Below are 20410 nucleotides of genomic sequence, written 5' to 3' on the forward strand. Positions count from 1 at the left end.
ACTGCTGTTGGGACTACTGCGCGCTTAGCTGCGGGCGCGCACGATCGGGATGGACGCCGTCGGAAGTCCGCTCGGGAAGATGGTGGGCTCCGGAGCGCCGACCGGGGCCAGCGGCACCCGGGCAACGTCGTGGCCCACCGTGAGCAGCTCACCGCGGACGTTGACGTCCAGGGGTTCGCCCTCGCGGATGCTGAGGCCGATGGATCCGTGGCCCAGCTCCACGAACAGCAGGCGGCCGCGCACCTTGAGGTGGAAGGTCAGGCCCTCCCATTCGTCGGGCAGCCTCGGGTCGAAGAACGGAACGTCGCCCTGGTCCCGGAGCCCCGCAAAGCCGCTGACCAGCGAACTCCACACACCGCCGGTGGAGGCGATGTGCACGCCGTCGATGGTGTTGCCGTGGGTGTCGTCGAGGTCGATGTACGCCGCATGGGTGAAGTGGTCCAGCGCGGCCTTCTCGTAGCCCACCTCGGCAGCCATGATTCCCTGGACGCAGGCGGACAGGGTGGAGTCGCCGGTGGTGATCGGATCGTAGAAGTCGAACGCGCGCCGCTTTTCGTCGGCCGTGAAGTCCTGCCACTGCAGGAACATCGCCAGCACGGTGTCCGCCTGCTTGAGGACCTGGTGGCGGTAGATCACCAGCGGGTGGAAGTTCAGCAGCAGCGGGTACTTGGACCGGGGCGTGCTCCAGTCCCACGGCTCCAGGGTCATGAAGTCGTTGTCCTGCGAATACACCTCGAGGTCTTCGTCGTAGGGCAGCTGCATCCGGATGGCAGCCTGCTCCCAGAGCTCGCGTTCGGCGTCGTCGATTTCCGGGTGGTCCAGGGCCGCTGCGGTGCGCAGGTTGAACCTGGCCATGACGTTTGTGTAGAGGTTGTCGTTCACCACGGCCGTGTACTCATCCGGGCCCGTGACGCCGTGGATGTGGAACAGCCCGTCCTTGCCGAAGAAGCCGAGGGAGACCCACATCCGGGCGGTTTCGATCAGCAGCTCCGCGCCCATGCCGTGCTTGAAGTCCTCGTCGCCGCTGGCCCACATGTACCTGTTGGCGGCGAAGGCGACGGCGGCGGCGATGTGGAACTGCGCGGTGCCGGCGGCGTAGTAGGCGCTGGCTTCGAGCCCGTTGATGGTGCGCCACGGGAACAGTGCCCCGTCAACGCTCAGTTCCTTGGCGCGGACCTTGGCGTCCGGCAGCATCTCATGCCGGAACTCCAGGACCTGGCGCGCGTTGTCCGGGCTGGTGTATGTCAGGTACGGAAGCAGGTACACCTCCTGGTCCCAGAAGTAGTGGCCATCGTAGCCGGAGCCCGTGACGCCCTTGGCCGGGATGCCGGCGACGTCCGCGCGGGCGGTGGCCTGGGCCAGCTGGAAGAGGTTCCAGCGGATGGCCTGCTGCAGTTCGGGCTGGCCGCCCACCACAATGTCCGAGGTGGCCCAGTAATCGCGGTAGTGCGCTTCGCTTTCGGCGAAGATGGCATTGACGGGCTGAAGCACGTTCTCCGCCGCTTCCGAGGGGTCCTGCGCGGACCCGCCGTCCACGGCGCCCTCGCGGAAGGCCCGCGCCACGGCGTAGCTGGCGGTCTTCTCAAGGCGGAAGGGCTGGTCGGCTCCCACAGCGAGGACATACCGGACGCTGCTGTCGTCCTGGTCCACCAGGGTCTCGAACGGCTGGACCTCGGCCGAGGTCCAGTGGTCCACGGCCAGGCCCACACGCTGCCGGGAGTCGGCGGCTTCCCAGGACAGGCGAAGCGAGCCGTCCCCGCCGTCGAGCCTTACCGGCAGCAGGACGCGGCCGGCGTGCCGTCCGGCGCGGCGCGGATCGTGGGTGGAGTGGTCCTCCACGGGCTGGTCCTGGCGGTTGATCACGGAGGACGTCACATCCGCGTAGATGTCACGGTCCGCGGCCACTTCGAGGCTGATGCCCAGGGTGCCGCGGGACTGGTAACCCACCGCCCGGCGCTCCGTGGTGGTCACGGTGGCACCTGAGCGGCACTGCCAGGTGATCCGGCATTCGTAGATTCCGGTGGCGAAGTCAACGGACCGGCGGTAGTCCAGCACTGTCGATTCGCTCAGGGTCAGCGTTTCGCCGTCGATGATCACGGTGAAGTTGTTGACGTCCGGGATGTAGAGGATCCGCTGGCCGGTGCGGGCGAAGCCGAAGGCATTCTCTGCGTGCTTGATGTCCCAGGTCTCGTGGAAGCCGTTGATGAAGCTGCCGGGCAGGTCGGCGTCCGCCGCGGCCCAGTGGGCGCCGCGGATGCCGAGATGGCCGTTGCCCAGGCTGAAGAGGGTTTCCAGGGTTCCGGAGTTTCCGGGAAGGTGGACGGTTTCCACGAGCTGCCAGGGATCGTTCGGAAAACGAGCACGGTCAGAGGTGATGAGTGCCATGGCTGTTGGGGTTCCTTTTGGCGTTGTGCAGGTTGGGAGGTTGGTGCGGCGGGGCTAGAGGAGTTCGTTCAGGTCCTCGACCACCAGCGTGGCGCCGGCGTCCAGCAGCGTCTGCCGGCCGGCTCCGCGGTCCACTCCGATCACCGAATGGAAGGTGCCGGCGCTTCCGGCCTGGACCCCGGACACGGCGTCCTCAACCACAACGCATTCCGCGCTGGGGAGGTCCAGCAGCTGCGCCGCGTACTCGTAGGTGGCCGGGCTGGGCTTGCCGGGCAGGCCGGCAGCAGCCGCGACGACGCCGTCCACCACTACAGGGAAGTGGTGCGCCAGTCCCGCGGCCTGCAGCACCGCCGGTGCGTTCCGGGAGGAAGAGACGACGGCGACCTTAAGTCCCAGCGCCTGTGCTGCTTCCAGGAAGCGCACCGAGCCCTCGTACGGGGCCACGCCGCCGGCTTCGACGATGTCGTTGAAAACCTTGTTCTTGCGGTTGCCGAGGCCATGGACCGTGTCGTTGGCGGGGTCGTCGTCCGAGGGGCCTTCGGGCAGCACGATGCTGCGCGAGGCGAGGAAGTCCCGGACGCCGTCGAATCTGGGCTTGCCGTCGATATGGTCGAAGTAGTCGCTTTCGCGGTAGCTGTCCGCATCCGGAACGTCCTGCAGGAAGCCGTCGAAAAGCTCCTGCCAGGCGCGCTCGTGGACGATCGCCGTGGGCGTGAGCACGCCGTCGAGGTCGAAGAGGATGGCGGAGGCGCCGGTCCAGCCGTGGACGGTGGTGCTGTTTGAAAGCTCAGTCATGCGGTACTCGGTGTCCTTTCAGAAGGCGTGCAGGGGGACGTGCGTGGATGCTGCAGGTTTTTGGGGCGGCGGGAATCGCTTGATTCAACGGGGCTTGGTGCAGAAGTGCGGCAGTGCACTATTCGGTGTTGGGTGGCTCGGTGCGTGCGCTCAACGCTTCCGGCGCGTGCTCTTGCGTTCAATAAGCTTGGTATCCAGCACGTGGCTGGCGGGGGCGTTCAACGGCCCCGGACGTTGGAGTCCTTCGATCAGCAGGTTGGCTGCGAAGGCGCCCTGATCGGCTACCGGCTGCGCTATGGTGCTCAGCCCGAGGAACCAACTCATCTGATGATCGTCTATACCTATGATGGACACGTTTTTCGGCGCTGACAAACCGAGCTCGCGCAGGGCCATGAGTGCGCCGAAGGCAGTTTCGTCGCAGCCGGCGAAAATCGCGGAGGGCATCCTGCGGTTTTCGATGAGCTCGGTCATGGCCCGGCGGCCGCCCTCGATGCTCGACCCGGCGTCCATCACCAGGTCCGGGTCCACGGTCAGGTGGTGCTCGGCCAGCGCCCGCCGGAATCCGTTGAGGCGGTCCGTGGCCGTGACCACCGAGCGCTCCCCCGATTCACGGCCGGAGAGAATGGCCAGGTCCCAGTGTCCGAGGCCCAGGAGGTGGTCGGTAGCCTTCCAGGCCGCGTCCTCGTTGTCGATTCCCACGTTGTCCCAGGGAACGTTGTGCATGCCCACGCTGGCCACGGCCAGCCCGGAGGACGCCAGCGCATCGATTTCGCCGCGGCTGAGGGCAATGTTCAGCAGCAGCACCCCGTCCACGCGCTGCGACAACGCGTCAAGGTCGCCGAAGACCTTGCGGTGCACGCTGGGGGTGTTGCGCAGGCTGATCAGCATGGTGTCGAAGCCGCTGTCAGCGAAGACTTCCTCGGCAGCCTCCACGGCCTGGGTGAAAAACCACGCCGTGGCAGTGGGCGCGATGATGGCCACGGACCCGGTGGTGCCGCCGGCCAGGCGCGATGCCGCCGATGAGGCCCTGTAGCCGAGTTTGGTGGCGGCGTCCGCCACCTTCAGCTGGGCAGTGTCCGAAACGTTGGGCAGCCCGCGCAGCGCACGGGAAACGGTACAGATGGACAGCCCCGACAATGCGGCAACGTCCTGGATGGTCACGCGCGGTGCTTTAGCCATGCAACACGGGCTCAGCCCTTTCTTCTTCGGAAGTCGTGGGCCCGATACATGGCCGAAGAAGAGTGTAAGCGCTTACAAATTTAGCGCGCAACTGGTTTTACCTGCGGGTGCGGATTATTTCGGGCTTCCGGGGGAAACGACGCGCGCGCTTGGTCCCTCAGCGCAGGACGTAGTGGCGCAGGAAGGCGCTCACATCCACCATCTCCGCCTTGGAAATGGTGTGCCCCATGCCCGGGTAGGTGCGCGCCGTCAGCTGCGTGTTCCGGTTCAGCCAATCAGCCGTGTGCTCCACGGCGTCGTCGTTGATCACCAGGTCAGCCTTGTCCCGGCCCCAAAAGAACGGCGGCTTGGCGTCGAACGATTCGCTCATGGCCAGCAGTTCGTTGTCCAGGACGAATCCGGACAACCCCACCACAGCCCGGAAGTCGTGGGGCCGGAGCCGCAGCAGCGTGCTGGCCATGGCCATGCCCTGCGAGAAGCCCAGCAGGCTCACGCTGCTGTGCTGCGCCTTGACGGAGTTGATCCAGTCGAACACCTTGTTGCTGACCGAAATGACGTCGGCGAAGTCATGGGTCAGGAAATAGTCCAGCAGGAACCAGCCGTAGTCATCGCCGATCACTTTGGGCGCGCGCAGGGCGGCACAGGTGAACTCGGGCGGCAGCTGCCCGAACAGGTCCGACATGCGCACTTCGTCCGTGCCGTAGCCGTGCATCATCACCAGCAGCGGTGTGCCGGCGCGCTGGTTCTCCGGCCTGGACCATACGACTGTCTCCATCGCAACAGCCTAACTTTCCGCCGGCGGTCCCGGCGGCAGGCCTCAGCCTGCGGTGATAACCAGCGAAGCGCTGTGGCCGCCGAATCCGAAGGCGTTGGCAATGCCGGCCTTCGCGGCCGGCCCCGTGGTTGTCTCCGAAACGATGTTCAGGTGGATGTCCGGGTCCGGGTTGTCGAGGTTGAGGGTCCCCGGGATGGCGCCGGTACGCAGCGCCTGGATGGTGACGATGGCGCCGAGCGCCCCGGCCCCGCCCAGCAGGTGCCCCGTGAGGCTTTTCGTGGACGTGACGGGAACGGAAAGTCCGACGACGGCGCCGATGGCTTCCGCTTCGAGCCGGTCCCCCACGGGAGTGGACGTGGCGTGGGCGTGCACGAAGCCGATGTCCGCCCCGGTGAGTCCGGCCGCGGCAATGGCTTTCTGCAGGACGCGGCGCTGCATGGCGGGATCGGCCGCCACGATGTCCACGGCGTCGGAGGTGACGGCGCTGCCTGCGATCACGCCGAGCACTTCTGCCCCGCGGGAACGGGCGTGGTCCCCGCTCTCCAGCACCACGATCCCGGCGCCCTCGGCCATGACGAAGCCGTCGCGGTCCCGGTCGAAGGGCCGGGAGGCGGCCTGCGGGCTGTCGTTGCGGGTGGAGAGGGCCCTGATCTGCGAGAACCCGCTGATGGTCAGGCCGTTGATGCAGGAGTCCACTCCGCCGGCGATCACCACGTCGGCAGCCCCGCTGCGGATCATATCGGCCGCCTGCGAGATCGCTTCGGCCCCGGAGGCGCAGGCGCTGACGGGAGTCCGCGCCCCGCCGCGGGCTCCGACGTCAATGGAGACCCACGCCGAAGGTCCGTTCACCATGATCCGGGTCAGCGTGTGCGGGGAGACCCGGCGGGGCCCCTTCCCGTCCAGGGTCCGGGTCTGCTCAAGGGTGGTGTTCAGGCCCCCATAGCCGGAACCGATCACGACGGCGAGCCGTTCCGGGTCAACCTCCGGCCGCCCGGCGTGCGCCCAGGCCTCGCGCGCGGCGATAAGTGCCAGGTGGCCGCAGCGGTCCATCCTTTTGTATTCCAAAGTGGACAGCAGTGACTGAACGTCCACCGAAACGCGTCCGGCGATGCGTACGGGGAGCCCCTCTGACCAGCCGTCGTCAAGGGCCACAATCCCGGAACGTCCGGCCAGGAGCGCGTCCCATGTTTCGCCGGCGGTCGAGCCGACGGGGGTCACTGCTCCCAGGCCGGTGACTACTACCGCGGGGACTTGTTCAGACATGGGTAACACTGCTCCTGGGGTCTGTGGACGCTGCGCGCTGTGTTCCGCGTGCGCAATCCACAGTACGCGCGGCACACCTCCGGCCGCCGGTGTTACTTCCCTCCGCAGGCAACATCCCGGTAAATAACGACTGTGACACGGCTCCGGCGCGCGCCTTCGGGTTCATTGAAACAGCGGGAAACGGGCTGTAGCCTGTCGCTAGACAGCATGCTGATCAAGTTTGCCGCACGTCTTTTTGCCCGCAGGTCCCCCGGACAGCTAGGAGCAAGTCATGAGAATCGGTTCCTCCATTTTCCTTATCGCCATCGGTGCCATCTTGGCCTGGGCCATCACCCCCGGCCTCATCCCCTATGTAGACCAGACCCTGATCGGGTATATCCTCATGGCCGTCGGCGTTATCGGCCTGATCGCATCGCTGGTGCTGGCCTCGCCGGGGCGCACCCGGCGGGTGAGCGAAACCCGTTCGGTGGTGGACCCGAACACCGGCGAGCGGATTGTCCGCAATGAGAGCCGGGACGGCAGCCTCTAGCCATGACCTTCCGGTCGCCTCCGTCCGCGGGAAGTTGTTCACGGACACAGGCGAGCCGCACCATGAGTATCCCGGGAGCCGGGCCAGACCAACACGGTCGGGCCCGGCTTTCGCCGTCTAACACCACACCGGAATCTGCGTTCGTGTTGTTTTCATTGACAAACCAACAGGAACAAAGATAAAGTCAAGCAATTCAACATCGTGTGATGGCAGTCACGGAAGCCGGTCGCACCAGCCAGCACCAGGAATACCAGCAGTATTTACGCAATGGAGGGTAAGTGTTCGCCGAGGAGCGCCAACAGCTGATCGCGGGTCTAGTCGCCGAAAGCGGCCGGGCCAGCGTCACTGCGCTTGCCGAGCGCTTCAACATCACCACCGAAACCGTCCGGCGGGACCTCGCTGCACTGGAAGCCGCCGGTACGGTACGCCGGGTCCATGGCGGCGCCGTCGCCCCGGACCGGATCAGCACCACCGAGGAAAGCATCCTGGAACGGACCGTGCAGCGGCAGCCGGAAAAGCTGCGCATCGCCGAGGCCGCCCTTGCTTTCATTCCGCAAAATCCGGCAGGCAGCATCCTGGTGGACGCCGGCTCAACCACTGAAGCGCTGGCCGACCTGATCGCCCTGCGCCTGTCCGACCCCTCGGCCGCCCCCGACTCCGGCGCGGAGAACGAACTCGTGGTCATCACCCACGCGATCCCCATCGCCGCCAAGCTCGCCGGTGAGCCGGGAATCGCCCTCCACCTGCTGGGTGGCCGGGTCCGCGGCCTCACCCAGGCTGCCGTGGGCCAGTCCACCGTGGACGCGGCCCACCGAATCCGTCCGGACATCGCCTTCATCGGCGCCAACGGAATCCACTCGGCCTTCGGGCTGAGCACCCCCGATCCTGAAGAAGCCGCCGTCAAAGCGGCCTTCGTCCAATCGGCACGCCGCATTGTGGTGCTGGCCGATTCGTCCAAGCTGGATGCCGAAACGCTGGTCCAGTTCGCCTCGTTGAAAGATCTGGACACCTTGATTACAGACAGTGAACCCAGCCCGGAACTGGCGGCGGCGCTTGCTGACGCCGGCGTGGACGTGGTGATCGCGTGATTGTCACCCTCACCGCGAACCCGAGCCTCGACCGCACCGTAGCCCTGCCCTCGCCGCTGCTCCGCGGCGAAGTACAGCGGGCCGTCTCCGTCCGCCAGGAGTCCGGCGGGAAAGGCGTCAACGTCTCCCGCGCCCTGGTGGCCTCCGGACTGGAAACCGTGGCCGTCCTCCCCGGCGGCGACTCCGATCCGGTCCTGGCGGGTCTTCGTGACGGCGGCGTCCCCTTCGCCGCCCTCGCCATCCACGAACCGTTGCGCACCAACGTGGCGCTCACGGAGCCGGACGGCGTCACCACCAAAATCAACGAACCCGGCCCGGTACTGAGCGAAGAGCAGCAGGAAGCCCTGATCGGGCTGCTGCTGGAGCGTTCCCGCGGTGCCAGCTGGGTTGTCCTCGCCGGCTCGCTCCCACCCGGAGTCCCGGCCGACTTTTATGCCACCGTCACCCGGCGGCTTCGCTCCACAAGCGCCGGCAACGGCACAACACAGTCGGCTCCGCTCATCGCCGTCGACTCGTCCGGCGCGCCCCTCGCCGCCGCCCTCTCGGGCGATGCGTCGGGCATGCCGGACCTCCTCAAGCCCAACGCCGAAGAACTGGCTGAACTGGCTGCCGCAGCCGGTTTCGCCACGGCGTCCACCGCTGACGAACTGGAAGCGGATCCGGAGGCTGCCGCGGCAGCCGCCGCCGCCGTCGTGCGTTCCGGTGTAGGTGCCGTGCTGGCAACGCTCGGTTCCAAGGGTGCGGTACTAGTGACGGCCGACGGCGCGTGGCTGGCCACGCACCCGCCGGTCAAGGCGGTCAGCACTGTCGGTGCGGGAGATTCCTCCCTTGCCGGCTACCTGCTCGCCTCCAGCCAGGGCGCCGCCCCGGCCGACTGCCTCCGTCAGGCCGTGGCACATGGTGCCGCTGCCGCCTCCCTGCCGGGCTCCACAGTCCCGGCGGTCCACCAAACCACCCCTGATGCCGTAACCATCACGGCCCTCCGGAAGGACTGACAGTGACTCAGCTCATTACTACTGATCTGGTCGAGCTAGACCAGAACCTGGGCAATTCGCCCGAGGACGTGATCCGCCATCTGGCCGGCAGGGTTGCCGCCACCGGACGCGCCACCGAAGCCGAAGGCCTCTTCACGGACGCCTTTGCCCGCGAATCCAAGACCGCCACCGGCGTGCCCGGCGGAATTGCCATTCCGCACTGCCGTTCCACCGCGGTGACGGTGCCCACCCTGGCCATGGCCCGGCTGTCCCAGCCCGTGGACTTCGGCGCCAAGGACGGCCCGGCGGACCTGATCTTCTTCATCGCAGCCCCCGAAGGCGCGGACCAGGAGCACCTGAAGCTCCTGTCCAAGCTGGCCCGCTCGCTGATCAAAAAGGACTTCACCGCTTCCCTGCGCGCCGCCACCACCCAGGCCGATATCGTCGAACTCGTCGAGGGCGCCCTGGCCGACAAGCCGGCCGCCGCTGCCGAGCCCGCAGCAGCAGCCGCAGCGGCCGCACCGTCTGCCGGCGCCGCAACCGGCGCCAAGTCCGGCGGCCCCAAGCGCCTGGTGGCCGTGACGGCGTGCCCCACGGGCATCGCCCACACCTACATGGCGGCCGATTCACTGGTTGCCGCGGCCAAGGAAGTCGGCGTTGACCTGCAGGTGGAAACCCAGGGCTCCTCCGGCGCCAAGCCGCTGGACCCCGCGGTGATCGCAGCCGCCGACGCCGTGATCTTCGCGGTGGACGTGGACGTCCGCGGCAAGGAGCGCTTTGCCGGCAAGCCGGTCATCAACGCACCCGTCAAGCGCGGCATCGACGAACCGGACAAGATGGTGCAGGAAGCGCTGGCCGCGGCAGACAACCCCAATGCCCGCCGCGTACCGCACTTCGGCGCCGAGGAGCAGGCTGAGGCAGAAGCCACCGAAAAGGGCGAGCACATCGGCCAGAAGCTGAAGAAGGCGCTCCTCACGGGCGTCAGCTACATGATTCCGTTCGTGGCCGGCGGCGGCCTGCTGATCGCCCTGGGCTTCCTGATGGGCGGCTACCTGATCACCCAGTTCGCCGACGTCATTGTGGTGGACAACAGCATCTTCAACCTGCCCACCGAATACCCTGAAAACGCCTGGGGCCCGCTCGGCGCCTACCTCGGTGCCGTGCTCTTCAAGATCGGTGCCCTCTCCCTCGGCTTCCTGGTCCCCGCCCTGGCCGGTTACATCGCCTACGGCATCGCCGACCGCCCGGGCATCGCACCGGGCTTTGTGGCCGGCGCCGTGGCAGGGTTCATGGGTGCAGGCTTCCTCGGCGGTATCGTGGGCGGCCTCCTGGCCGGCTACATCGCCCACTCCATCGGCCAGATCCAGGTGGCCCGCTGGCTGCGCGGCCTGATGCCCGTGGTGATCATCCCGCTGGTGGCCTCCCTGGTCGCTTCCGGCCTGATGTTCCTGATCCTGGGTGCTCCGATCGTCGCAATCACCAAGGGCTTGAACGGCTGGCTCTCCGGCCTCACCGGCGCCAGCGCCATCGCACTGGGTGTCATCCTGGGCCTCATGATGTGCTTCGACCTCGGCGGACCGGTCAACAAGGTTGCCTACTCGTTCGCCGTGGCCGGCCTGGGCGCCGCAACCCTGGACAACCAGGCCCCGTGGCAGATCATGGCAGCCGTCATGGCCTCGGGCATGGTTCCGCCGCTGGCCATGGCCCTCGCCTCCACCGTCCTGGACAAGAAGCGATTCAGCCTGGCCGAGCGTGAAAACGGCAAGGCCGCCTGGCTGCTGGGAGCGTCCTTCATTTCCGAAGGCGCCATCCCGTTCGCCGCAGCCGATCCGCTCCGCGTCATCCCCGCCAGCATGCTCGGCGGTGCCGTGACCGGCGCCATCTCGATGGCAGCGGGCGTCGGATCGAAGGCACCGCACGGCGGCCTCTTCGTCTTCTTCGCGATCGACAACTTCGTGATGTTCGTTGTGTCGATCCTCGTGGGCACCGTCATCACCGCCCTGGCGGTGATCGCCCTCAAGCGCTGGGCCGTCCGCAAGTCCGTTGATACCGTGGAGCCGGTTCCAGTAACTGTCTGACCCGGTTCGGTATTCTGACCAACCACCTGTCTCGACCTGATCACCAAGGAGCACACATGTTCGAACGCACCGCCACCATCGCCAGCCGCGTGGGCCTGCACGCCCGCCCCGCAGCCATCTTTGCCGAGGCAGCCGGCGAGTACCCGCACGAGATCACCATTGCCCGCCAGGGCGAACCGGCTGACGAGGCCATGGACGCCGCCAGCATCCTGTCCCTCATGAGCCTGGGCGCCTCGCACGGCGACGTTGTGGTCCTCCGTGCCGAGGGGGACGGCGCCGACACCGCGCTGGACCACCTGGTCCAGATCCTGGAAACCGATCACGACGCCGAGTAGCGGCATGGCGGGCTAGTACAGCCCGCTTCCGGTACGGCAACCAGCAGCCGGCTCGCTGCGCCACGGCCCCTTTGACGGGCACGCGGCGCACGGGCCGGCTGCTGCATTTAACTCCCCGGTTTCGTTCACCATTTAGCTCACTGTTTAGCTCCCGGTTTAGCTCCGGGCAGGCTTAACTAAGCCGGCTTAGTACATTCCTTGTTTTTGCCTGACGGCCCCGTTAGCGTGGACAACGTGGCGACACGCCGTTCAACAGACCCATTCGGGGCATGACCCCGGGCTGAAAGAGGATGAGACAGTGGCTACCCTGCAGGAAACCATCGAGGTGGATGTTCCCGTGTCCACCGCCTACAACCAATGGACCCAGTTCGAATCATTCCCCGAGTTCATGAAGGGCGTGGAGTCCGTCGAACAGATCGACGAGACCTCCCTGCATTTCCGGACGGACATCGCTGGAGTCAGGCGCGAGTACAACGCGCAGATCACCGAGCAACTGCCGGACCGGCGGATCGCCTGGGTCAGCACGGACAAGCCGCGCAACGCCGGTGAGGTCACTTTTGAATCCCTCGGGCCGGAGCACTCCCGGGTCACCGTGGCAGTGGAGTGGGAGCCGGAGGGGCTGGTGGAGAAAGCCGGCTCGGCAGTGGGCGCGGTCAGCCACCGGATCAGTGCCGATCTCAAGCGGTTCAAGCACTTCATCGAATCACGCGGCATTGAAACGGGCGCCTGGCGTTCTGCCGTGGACCACGGAGAAGTGGAAGAAACCGAGGAGGAGGCAGGCTTTGCGGCGAACGCCCCGGCGCACCACGCACACCTGCACCACGCATCCCCGCAGCCGCCGCATGCACCCACGCCTTCGCCGCAGCGTCCGGCCGGGGTGGACCCTTTCATTGACGACGCCGAACCATCAGATCCGAGCTGACCATGCCTGAGAAAAAGAACCCCAGCCTCAAGGACCCGGAACTGTACGAGGAACTGCGCGAGGACGGCGCCTCGAAACAAAAGGCCGCCCGGATTTCCAACGCCGCCGCACAGAGGGGACGCTCCGCAGTGGGCCGCAAGGGCGGCAAAGCCGGCGACTACGAGGATTGGACGGTGGCCCGGCTCAAAGCCAAAGCCAAGGAAATAGGGCTGAAGGGTTACTCTGCCAAGAAGAAAAGTGAGCTCATCTCAGCTCTCAGGAACTCCTGACCGCGTCAGCAATGGGCTACCGAACCGGCCAGTGCACCGCAGAGTCAGGCCCTTTTACGCCTGCTCTTCGCCGGTTCCTTGGCCGCAGGTTCCGCCGCAGCCGCCTTGCTGGCCGTCGTGGCGGGAGCCTTGGCAGCGGCCGTCTTGGTGGCCGTCGTCCTGGCCGGAGTCTTGGCGGGAGTCTTGGCAGCCGTCGTCTTCGGGCGGGCGGTAGAGGCCTTGGCGCGTGTGGTTTTTACGGGAGCTTCGTCAGTGTCGGCGTCGTCAGTGTCGGCGTCGTCGCTGTCAGCCGCCCCGGATCCGCCCGCAGCCTTGGCCGCGCCGCCGCTCCGCTTCTTTTCCAGGCTTCGCTTGAGTGCTTCCATGAGGTCGATAACTTCACCCTGCCCGGTCTCGGCTGCCTCGGCACCGAACGTCTTTTCCGTGTCCAGGGACTCGCCCTGCTCGATCTTTGCGTCGATGAGTTTGCGGAGCTGCACCTGGTAGTCGTCGGTGAACTGGCCGGGCTCAAAATCCCCGGCCATGGAGTCAACCAGGGCCGCGGACATCTCCCGTTCCTGGGCGGAGATCCGGACGGTGGTTTCCAGGGCGGGGAAAGCCGGTTCCCTGACTTCGTCCGCCCACAGCAGCGATTGCAGAACCAGGACGTCGTCCTTGATCCGCAAAGCGCCGAGCCGGGTCTTCTCCCGGAGGGCGAACTGGACCACGGCCACACGGTCAGTGTCCTCCAGCGCCCGGCGGAGGAGGACGTACGCCTTCGGGGATTTGGAATCCGGTTCCAGGTAATAGCTCTTCTCAAACATCATGGGATCGAGCTGCTCGGACGGCACGAACTGGACCACCTCGATCTCGTGGCTGCTCTCCGCCGGGATGGACTTGAGCTCGTCCCGGGTGAGGATCACCGTGCGGCCGTCCTCCTCGTAGGCCTTGTCGATGTCCGCATAGTCCACGATCTCGCCGCAGACTTCACAGCGGCGCTGGTACCGGATGCGCCCGCCGTCGGCGCCGTGGACCTGGTGGAGCCCGATGTCGTGATCCTCCGTGGCGCTGTAGACCTTGACCGGCACGTTGACCAGCCCAAATGCGATAGCGCCTTTCCAGATGGCTCTCATGGATCAAGTGAACATCAGAGTTGCCCGGAGGTGAAGACTTTTGGCCGGCAGTAGGGAACGTGTCCGGATCCAGGGCCGCGAACTGGTGGTCACCAACCTGGACAAGGTGATGTACCCGGAGACGGGAACCACCAAAGCCGACGTCCTGTCGTATTACACCGCCGTAGCGCCGGTCCTGATCCCCGCCGCAGTGAACCGGCCCGCCACGCGCAAGCGCTGGGTGAACGGGGTGGGCACCGCCGAGGCGCCGGGCGAGATGTTTTTCCAGAAGAACCTGGAGGACTCCACGCCCGGCTGGATTCCGCGCGCCTCGATCCGGCACAAGGAGCGCACCAACCAGTACCCGCTGGTCAACGACGCCGCCACCCTGGTCTGGCTGGCCCAGATGGGCTCGCTGGAAATCCACGTCCCGCAGTGGCGCGTGGACCCGCACGGCAATCCCATGAACCCCGACCGGCTGGTGCTGGACCTTGACCCCGGCGAGGGCGCCGGGCTGGCCGAGTGCGCCGAAGTGGCACGGCTGGCCCGCGCCATCCTGAAGGACGTCGGCCTGGACCTTGTGCCGGTGACCAGCGGCAGCAAGGGCATCCATCTGTATGCCGGCCTCGACGGCACACAGGGCTCGGAGCAGATTTCCGAGTTCGCCCACGAACTTGCCCGCGCCCTGGAAGCTGACCACCCGGACCTTGCCGTCAGCGACATGAAGAAGGCGCTCCGCACCGGCAAGGTGCTGGTGGACTGGAGCCAGAACAACGCTGCCAAGACCACCATCGTGCCGTACTCACTCCGCGGCCGGCTCCGGCCCACCGTGGCCGCGCCGCGCACCTGGCGGGAGCTGGCGTCCCCCGCACTGAAGCAGCTGGACTACAAGGAGGTTATGCGGCGGGTCAAGGACGGCAAGGACCCGTTCGCAGGGGTTTCCGCAGGCGGCGGCCATGTGCAGGGCCATCCCGACGGCGGGGGTTCCGGCAGCCACGGGCACGGCACCGGCGGGCAGGGCACCAGCGGGCACCGCGGCGGCGGAACGCCCGACGGCGGCAGCACCGACCCGAGGCTGGAGAAGTACCGCTCGATGCGGGATCCGGAAGGGACACCGGAGCCGTTCAGTGCGGACCGGCTCCGGGCGGACCCCGCCGCCGGCACCATCAGGGAACGGTTTGTGATCCAGGAGCACCATGCCAGCCGGCTGCACTTTGATTTCCGGCTGGAGCGGGACGGCGTGCTGGTGTCCTGGGCGCTTCCGAAGGGCGTGCCCGTCACCGGGGCGCAGAACCACCTCGCGGTCCAGACCGAGGACCACCCGATGGACTACCTCGATTTCGAGGGCACCATCCCCAAGGGCCAGTACGGCGCCGGGAGCGTCAGCATCTGGGACCACGGCTACTACGAATGCGACAAATGGATCGCGGGCAAGGAAGTCATTGCCACCCTCACGGGGTCTGAAGGCGGCGGCCTGGGCGGTACCAAGAGGTTCGCGCTGATCCGGACCTCCCGGGACAGCGACGCCTCCCAACGGCCGGAACAAGCGCAGTGGCTGATCCACCTGATGGACCGCAAGGGGCACGCTGCCCCGCCAGCGCCAGGCGCTGCTGCCGGCTCAAGCACCCGGAAAGAAGCACAGGAGGAGGACGGGCCGCCGCCCGCACCCTCGCCTTCATCTGATGCCCCGCCTGTTTTCTTGCCAATGCTGGCTAGCGCCGGGACCCCGGCCGACCTTCGTGGCTTGGACTGGCAGTTCGAACTGAAATGGGACGGCGTCCGGGCACTCATCATCCGCGACGCCGACCGGATCCGGCTCATCAGCCGGAACGGGAACGACGTGTCCGCCAGCTACCCGGAGCTGACCGACAGCGCCTGCTGGCCGGAGCAGGACTTCACCGCCGACGGCGAGATCGTCGCCGTCGGGCCCTCCGGGCGGCCCGATTTCGGGCTGCTGCAGACGCGGATGAAACTGACCAAAGCGGCCGACGTCGCCAGGGCCCGGGCGGGGACGCCCGTCCGGCTGATGGTGTTCGACCTGCTCTCCGACGCCGGCGAGGACCTCCGCAGGCTGCCTCTCCGGAAGCGCAGGGTGCGGCTGGAGCAGTTGGATTGGCCGTCCGGTTGCCCCGTGCACCTGTCCGAAGTCCTGGACGACGATGTGGAGCACATCCTGGAAAGCGCCCGGGAACTGGGGCTTGAAGGGATCATGGCCAAACGCCTTAACGGACGCTATGTCAGCGGCGACCGCAGCCGGTCCTGGTTGAAGCTGAAGTTCGAGCGCACCCAGGAAGTGGTGGTGGGCGGCTGGCGCCCCGGCAGGGGGTCCCGGAACAGCTCCGTGGGCTCAGTGCTGGTGGGCATCCCCGACGGCGGCACGCTGCGGTTTGTGGGCCGCGTGGGCAGCGGATTCAGCGACCGGGAGCTGACGGAGCTGCGGCTCCAGATGGACACGCTGGCGAGGAAGACCTCGCCTTTCACCGACGTCCCTGCCGCCGATGCCTCCGACGCGCACTGGGTCAGTCCCGAACTGGTGGGCGAAGTGACCTTCGGGGAATGGACCGGCGGCGGGAAGCTGCGGCACCCGGTGTGGCGCGGCTGGCGACTGGACAAGAACGCCGACGACGTCGTGGCCGAATCCGGCTGACGCCCGGGGCGCAGTAAGCCGGGATTCAGGAAATCCCGGATTCGGACAGACCGGAACAGGAACACGGGAAACCAGAGCTAACCGAAACACGGGAAGGGCCGGGCGGAACCCGTTTTGGGTGTCGCCCGGCCCCGGGTTGGTATTCGGGATTCCGTCTTTTGGGGATTCCGTCTAGGAGGAGTGCGGCATCTGCGGCCGGCCGGTCCGGTGGACTGCGGTCACTGCTGCCTCATGGCCCATCCGGCCGTGGGCGGTGCCGCGTTCCTTCGGATGACGCCGCTTGCCGTTGCCATCCGGCCACTGCCGGCCGCCGTTGACGGGGCCCGCGGGAGCTGGCATCTCGGGCGCGGGCGCCTCGTCCATTGACTCCGCCAAGTGACTGGCAAGCTCCGGTTCGAGCTGTCCCCCAGGATTTTTCTCAGCCATTTTGTGCTCTTCCTTTCCTCGTTGAAATGAAGCGTCCACCAATATTAGGTCTGCGGTTACGGCTTGTCTGCAGTACCTACCAGCGGACTTTTTTCTGGGCAGGGCCTTGCTTGCCGCTGGCATGCGTGGGTTTGTGGCCGTGCGAAACGCTCTGCGACCCGGCGCCGCCACGGGACTTGCTGGCCAGCATTTCCTTCTGGGCATCCGTCAGCCGGGACTTGATGCCCTGGCCGGCCTCCGGCGATCCGGCCTCCCGCGATTCTGTGTCCGGGTCTGTGTCCGCGCCCGATTTCGGTTCGGCGCCCTGGGTGTTGTCTTTGTGGGTCATGGAAGCACTCCTTGTATGACGGAAACGGATAGCTCGGAAGTACGCCTCAACGAGCTTTGTTTGCTGGTGAATGGTGCGGGCGGACAGGCCAGCAGGAACACCGCTGGCGGCCGGCCGCCGGCCTATCCGAAGATCAGTGTTCCCATGGGTCAACCTTAGGCAGTGTTCCGGCCGGTTGGGAACCCCCGGTTCGGATGGATTCGTGCCCCGCCCGCATCACTTGGCAGGTGTGGGCTGAAGGGTATTATTCGGCGAATTTGGGTGCTTTATGGGCCGCTGGCCGAAAAAGGTTTGGTAACGATGCGGAAAATCCGCAGATTCCAGTGCTGGCGCGGTGAAACGGCGCAAAATAGCTTGGGTTCAGGCCGCCGTTCTGCCCTTGAAACCCCAGATCATACGCCACCGAACTCGGAAACACCATGGAAATCGCGTAAAATTGAAAGCCTGCCCAGAGCGGGGCAGCTACAAGTCGCAAGCAAATGACCTCCATAGGAGAAGCCCAAATGCCCACAGACCGAAGCATGACCGACTCTTCAGCAGGCGCGAACAACGCCCGCGGAACCGATAATATTTTGCCAGGAAGTGTGCCCCCGGGCGCGGCGCCCCAAAGCGCCAAGAAGTCGAGGCTATTGCCTCGCCGCAGACTCAAAGTCTCCGATGTCAACGTCGTCAACAAGCCGATGCTTAAGAAAGCGCTCGGCGGAACCATCGTGGGTAATACCATGGAATGGTACGACGTCGGCGTGTTCGGCTACCTGATCACCACCATGGGTCCGGTGTTCCTGCCGGAATCCGATCCGTCCACGCAGACGCTGTTCCTGCTGGGCACGTTTGCCGCCACCTTCATCGCCCGCCCCCTTGGCGGAGTGATTTTCGGCTGGTTCGGTGACAAAGTGGGCCGCCAGAAGGTCCTGGCAGCAACCCTGATGCTGATGGCGGCGAGTACTTTCGCCATCGGCCTCCTCCCGGGCTACGCGCAGATCGGACTGTGGGCGGCCGCCCTGCTGGTGCTGCTGAAGATCGTGCAGGGCTTCTCCACCGGCGGCGAGTACGCCGGAGCCACCACCTTCGTGAGCGAGTACGCCCCGGACAAGCGCCGCGGCTTCTTCGCCAGCTTCCTTGACCTGGGAAGCTACCTCGGCTTTGCCATGGGTGCCGCCCTCGTCTCAGCCCTCCAGCTGACCATGGGCCAGGCTGCCATGGAGGAGTGGGGCTGGCGTATTCCGTTCCTGCTCGCCGGCCCGCTGGGCCTCATCGCGGTGTACTTCCGGAGCAAGATTGAGGAGTCCCCGCAGTTCCAGGCAACCCTGGACGCCCAGGAAGAGCTCGGCAAGGAAGCAGCCAAGTCCTCTGACGTTGCCGCCAAGGGCCCCGTGGGTGTTGTTAAGGCCAACTGGCGCCCGATCATTGTTGCCATGGTCCTTGTGGCCGCGGCAAACACCGCCGGTTACGCCCTGACGTCCTACATGCCGACGTACCTCACCGACGCCAAGGGCTACGACCCCGTCCACGGCACGCTGCTGACGATCCCCGTGCTGGTGGTCATGAGCCTGTGCATCCCGCTGACCGGCAAGCTTTCGGACCGCATCGGACGCCGTCCGGTCCTGTGGATCGGTGCCGTGAGCACGATCGTGCTGGCAGCGCCCGCCTTCCTCCTGATCGGCGTCGGCGACATCTGGTCGACCTTGGCCGGCCTGTCACTGATCGCCTTCCCGGTCACCTTCTATGTGGCAAACCTGGCCTCGGCGCTGCCGGCCCAGTTCCCTACGGCCAGCCGTTACAGCGCCATGGGCATTGCCTACAACTTCTCAGTGGCGATCTTCGGCGGCACCACGCCGTTCATCGTGGCTGCGCTCATCAAGGCGACCGGCAACGACATGATGCCCGCTTACTACCTGATGGCCACCTCGGCCATCGGCGCTGTAGCCATCTACTTCCTGAAGGAATCGGCCAACCGTCCGCTGCCGGGCTCCATGCCCAGCGTGGACACCAAGGCTGAGGCACAGGAGCTGGTGGCCACCCAGGATGAGAACCCGCTGATCAACCTGGATGACCTGCCGTTTGAGGACGAGCTGCGCGAACCCGAAAAGGTTCCTGCGAAGGCCTAGCCTTGTAGCCCAGCTGCCCCGCCGACGAGGCCTGCTTTGCACGATGTTCCTTTGTGACAGCGTGCAAAGCAGGCCTTCCGCGCGTCTGGCAGACTTTTTTGAGGAAGAGCGCTCGGAACGAACGCACAAGAGACCGACCGGAGGTACCCATGGCCCACGTCCTCCGGCGGCATCTCCGCGACCTGCATAGCCTCGGCCCGGCCAACAATGATCATTTGTCCGCCCTGCGTGTGGCGGTCAGCGTGGCCGTGCCCTCCCTCGCCCTCCTGGTTTTCGGCCGCCCGGACCTGATCATCTACGCCGTGTTCGGTGCCCTGACCGGGATGTACGGACGCTCCGAGCCCCACCAGCTCCGCCTCACCCATCAGGCCCAGGCCGCGCTGGTCCTGCTCAGCGGCGTTGGCGTCGGCATCTTCCTGTCAGTCAACCACCTGCACTCCTGGTGGCTGGTGGGTGTGGAAGCCGTCCTGGCCGGCATCGGCTCGGTGTTCTCCGACCGGGTGAACCTGAAGCCCAACGGCCCTTTCTTCGGCATCCTGGCCCTCGGTGCCTGTGCCTCGGTCACCACCAGCATTCCCTGGTTCGCGGCGCTGCTCATCGCAGCCGCCTCCGCGGCGTTTTCAATAGCCGTTGGATTTGGCGGCTGGGTCCGTGGCCGGAAGTGGCAGCCGGGAGCGGTCCGGGCAGCCGCACCGCTCAGCGGAGTACGGCGACAGGCAGCCGTGATCCATGCGGCGCGCTACGTCCTGGCAGTGGGAACTGCCGGCTCCATCGGTGTTCTCAGCGGCAGCGGCCACCCGCACTGGGCCATGGCTGCCGCCGCGGTTCCCCTCGCCGGTGCCGACCTGCCCAGCAGTGTGCACCGCGGCCTCCACCGCATGGTGGGGACATTCCTCGGACTGGTGCTGGTCGCCGTCGTACTTCTTCCCGTGCCGTGGGCGCCGCTGACGTTTTTCCCGGGGGCTGAAGCCGCCGTGCTGGCACTCCTGGTCATCATCTTCCAGTTCACCACCGAACTTTTTATGACCAGGCACTACGGCCTCGCCATGGTGTCCTTCACACCCGTCATCCTCCTGATGACGCAACTTGCCGCCCCGGCGGACCCCTACGTCCTCATCACGGAACGAGCCGTGGAAACCGTCGTGGGAGCCGTGGTTGGCATCCTGGTGATTGTGCTGGTCCGGCGGGCCGTCCGCCGGCAACCGCCCAGCTGAACCC

At 66.4% G+C, this 20410-nt stretch carries 18 protein-coding genes; 10 read left to right on the top strand and 8 right to left on the bottom strand.

Going from position 1 to position 20410, the window contains the following annotated elements; translation table 11 throughout:
- Positions 1–24: 24 nt before the first annotated feature.
- The 5 genes from AC6JAC_RS20485 to AC6JAC_RS20505 all read right to left on the bottom strand — a co-directional run bounded on the left by AC6JAC_RS20485 (position 25) and on the right by AC6JAC_RS20505 (position 6397).
- Positions 25–2385, bottom strand: coding sequence for a glycoside hydrolase family 65 protein (locus AC6JAC_RS20485; protein WP_497966415.1), 2361 nt, complete (start codon positions 2383–2385; stop codon positions 25–27).
- Between the two features lie 54 nt (positions 2386–2439).
- Positions 2440–3180, bottom strand: a complete 741-nt coding sequence (locus tag AC6JAC_RS20490; RefSeq protein ID WP_497966417.1) for an HAD family hydrolase — start codon at positions 3178–3180, stop codon at positions 2440–2442.
- Between the two features lie 150 nt (positions 3181–3330).
- Positions 3331–4359: a LacI family DNA-binding transcriptional regulator gene (locus tag AC6JAC_RS20495; protein ID WP_497966419.1), complete on the bottom strand. Its 1029-nt coding sequence runs from the start codon at positions 4357–4359 to the stop codon at positions 3331–3333.
- A gap of 157 nt (positions 4360–4516) precedes the next feature.
- Positions 4517–5134 carry an alpha/beta hydrolase gene (locus AC6JAC_RS20500; RefSeq protein WP_028270632.1) on the bottom strand — a complete coding sequence of 206 codons (618 nt, stop codon included), beginning with the start codon at positions 5132–5134 and terminating at the stop codon, positions 4517–4519.
- Positions 5135–5176: 42 nt separating this feature from the next.
- Positions 5177–6397, bottom strand: a complete 1221-nt coding sequence (locus AC6JAC_RS20505; RefSeq protein WP_497966421.1) for a beta-ketoacyl-[acyl-carrier-protein] synthase family protein — start codon at positions 6395–6397, stop codon at positions 5177–5179.
- Between the two features lie 271 nt (positions 6398–6668).
- On the opposite strand from AC6JAC_RS20505, the gene AC6JAC_RS20510 reads away from it, so the two are divergent.
- The 7 genes from AC6JAC_RS20510 to AC6JAC_RS20540 all read left to right on the top strand — a co-directional run bounded on the left by AC6JAC_RS20510 (position 6669) and on the right by AC6JAC_RS20540 (position 12592).
- Positions 6669–6926, top strand: a complete 258-nt coding sequence (locus tag AC6JAC_RS20510; protein ID WP_028270630.1) for a DUF6458 family protein — start codon at positions 6669–6671, stop codon at positions 6924–6926.
- Between the two features lie 278 nt (positions 6927–7204).
- Positions 7205–8014 (top strand): DeoR/GlpR family DNA-binding transcription regulator, encoded by an 810-nt coding sequence (locus AC6JAC_RS20515; RefSeq protein ID WP_028270629.1) that lies wholly within the window; start codon positions 7205–7207, stop codon positions 8012–8014.
- Positions 8011–9009 carry a 1-phosphofructokinase family hexose kinase gene (locus AC6JAC_RS20520; RefSeq protein ID WP_497966423.1) on the top strand — a complete coding sequence of 333 codons (999 nt, stop codon included), beginning with the start codon at positions 8011–8013 and terminating at the stop codon, positions 9007–9009. The genes AC6JAC_RS20515 and AC6JAC_RS20520 overlap by 4 nt, the downstream gene beginning before the upstream one ends.
- A 2-nt stretch (positions 9010–9011) precedes the next feature.
- Positions 9012–11066 (top strand): PTS fructose transporter subunit IIABC, encoded by a 2055-nt coding sequence (locus AC6JAC_RS20525; RefSeq protein WP_028270627.1) that lies wholly within the window; start codon positions 9012–9014, stop codon positions 11064–11066.
- A 56-nt stretch (positions 11067–11122) separates the two neighbouring features.
- Positions 11123–11401, top strand: coding sequence for an HPr family phosphocarrier protein (locus AC6JAC_RS20530; RefSeq protein ID WP_028270626.1), 279 nt, complete (start codon positions 11123–11125; stop codon positions 11399–11401).
- Positions 11402–11699: 298 nt separating this feature from the next.
- A complete protein-coding gene (locus AC6JAC_RS20535; protein WP_454697407.1) occupies positions 11700–12323 on the top strand; it encodes an SRPBCC family protein in 624 nt (207 codons plus the stop codon).
- A 2-nt stretch (positions 12324–12325) separates the two neighbouring features.
- Positions 12326–12592, top strand: a complete 267-nt coding sequence (locus AC6JAC_RS20540) for a DUF7218 family protein (protein WP_028270624.1) — start codon at positions 12326–12328, stop codon at positions 12590–12592.
- A gap of 44 nt (positions 12593–12636) precedes the next feature.
- Here the strand turns inward: AC6JAC_RS20540 and ku are convergent, their stop codons facing one another.
- Complete coding sequence (gene ku / locus AC6JAC_RS20545; protein WP_497966425.1) at positions 12637–13704, bottom strand: non-homologous end joining protein Ku; 1068 nt, start codon at positions 13702–13704, stop codon at positions 12637–12639.
- 40 nt (positions 13705–13744) lie between these two features.
- Between ku and AC6JAC_RS20550 the strand changes: the two genes are divergently transcribed.
- On the top strand, positions 13745–16330 hold the full coding sequence (locus AC6JAC_RS20550; RefSeq protein WP_497966427.1) for an ATP-dependent DNA ligase: 2586 nt from the start codon (positions 13745–13747) through the stop codon (positions 16328–16330).
- A 171-nt stretch (positions 16331–16501) separates the two neighbouring features.
- Here AC6JAC_RS20550 and AC6JAC_RS20555 read toward each other — a convergent pair whose 3' ends face one another.
- Together AC6JAC_RS20555 and AC6JAC_RS20560 are read right to left on the bottom strand one after the other, a co-directional pair.
- On the bottom strand, positions 16502–16756 hold the full coding sequence (locus AC6JAC_RS20555) for a hypothetical protein (RefSeq protein ID WP_028270621.1): 255 nt from the start codon (positions 16754–16756) through the stop codon (positions 16502–16504).
- A gap of 76 nt (positions 16757–16832) precedes the next feature.
- A complete protein-coding gene (locus AC6JAC_RS20560) occupies positions 16833–17084 on the bottom strand; it encodes a hypothetical protein (RefSeq protein ID WP_051628825.1) in 252 nt (83 codons plus the stop codon).
- A gap of 503 nt (positions 17085–17587) precedes the next feature.
- Between AC6JAC_RS20560 and AC6JAC_RS20565 the strand changes: the two genes are divergently transcribed.
- Both AC6JAC_RS20565 and AC6JAC_RS20570 read left to right on the top strand, forming a co-directional pair.
- On the top strand, positions 17588–19192 hold the full coding sequence (locus AC6JAC_RS20565) for an MFS transporter (RefSeq protein WP_028270620.1): 1605 nt from the start codon (positions 17588–17590) through the stop codon (positions 19190–19192).
- Between the two features lie 149 nt (positions 19193–19341).
- Entirely contained in the window at positions 19342–20406 is a 1065-nt protein-coding gene (locus AC6JAC_RS20570; RefSeq protein ID WP_497966430.1) for an FUSC family protein, read from the top strand.
- Positions 20407–20410 lie beyond the last annotated feature (4 nt).

It is taken from the genome of Arthrobacter sp. KUASC02, from assembly GCF_059739395.1.

Excerpts from the sequence above, each read along its gene's own strand:
- AC6JAC_RS20530 (WP_028270626.1), top strand. The coding sequence starts at position 11,123 with ATGTTCGAACGCACCGCCACCATCGCCAGCCGCGTGGGCCTGCACGCC.
- AC6JAC_RS20540 (WP_028270624.1), top strand. The coding sequence starts at position 12,326 with ATGCCTGAGAAAAAGAACCCCAGCCTCAAGGACCCGGAACTGTACGAG.
- AC6JAC_RS20490 (WP_497966417.1), bottom strand. The coding sequence starts at position 3,180 with ATGACTGAGCTTTCAAACAGCACCACCGTCCACGGCTGGACCGGCGCC.
- AC6JAC_RS20500 (WP_028270632.1), bottom strand. The coding sequence starts at position 5,134 with ATGGAGACAGTCGTATGGTCCAGGCCGGAGAACCAGCGCGCCGGCACA.
- AC6JAC_RS20560 (WP_051628825.1), bottom strand. The coding sequence starts at position 17,084 with ATGACCCACAAAGACAACACCCAGGGCGCCGAACCGAAATCGGGCGCG.
- AC6JAC_RS20555 (WP_028270621.1), bottom strand. The coding sequence starts at position 16,756 with ATGGCTGAGAAAAATCCTGGGGGACAGCTCGAACCGGAGCTTGCCAGT.
- AC6JAC_RS20505 (WP_497966421.1), bottom strand. The coding sequence starts at position 6,397 with ATGTCTGAACAAGTCCCCGCGGTAGTAGTCACCGGCCTGGGAGCAGTG.
- ku (WP_497966425.1), bottom strand. The coding sequence starts at position 13,704 with ATGAGAGCCATCTGGAAAGGCGCTATCGCATTTGGGCTGGTCAACGTG.
- AC6JAC_RS20570 (WP_497966430.1), top strand. The coding sequence starts at position 19,342 with ATGGCCCACGTCCTCCGGCGGCATCTCCGCGACCTGCATAGCCTCGGC.
- AC6JAC_RS20485 (WP_497966415.1), bottom strand. The coding sequence starts at position 2,385 with ATGGCACTCATCACCTCTGACCGTGCTCGTTTTCCGAACGATCCCTGG.
- AC6JAC_RS20565 (WP_028270620.1), top strand. The coding sequence starts at position 17,588 with ATGCCCACAGACCGAAGCATGACCGACTCTTCAGCAGGCGCGAACAAC.
- AC6JAC_RS20495 (WP_497966419.1), bottom strand. The coding sequence starts at position 4,359 with ATGGCTAAAGCACCGCGCGTGACCATCCAGGACGTTGCCGCATTGTCG.
- AC6JAC_RS20510 (WP_028270630.1), top strand. The coding sequence starts at position 6,669 with ATGAGAATCGGTTCCTCCATTTTCCTTATCGCCATCGGTGCCATCTTG.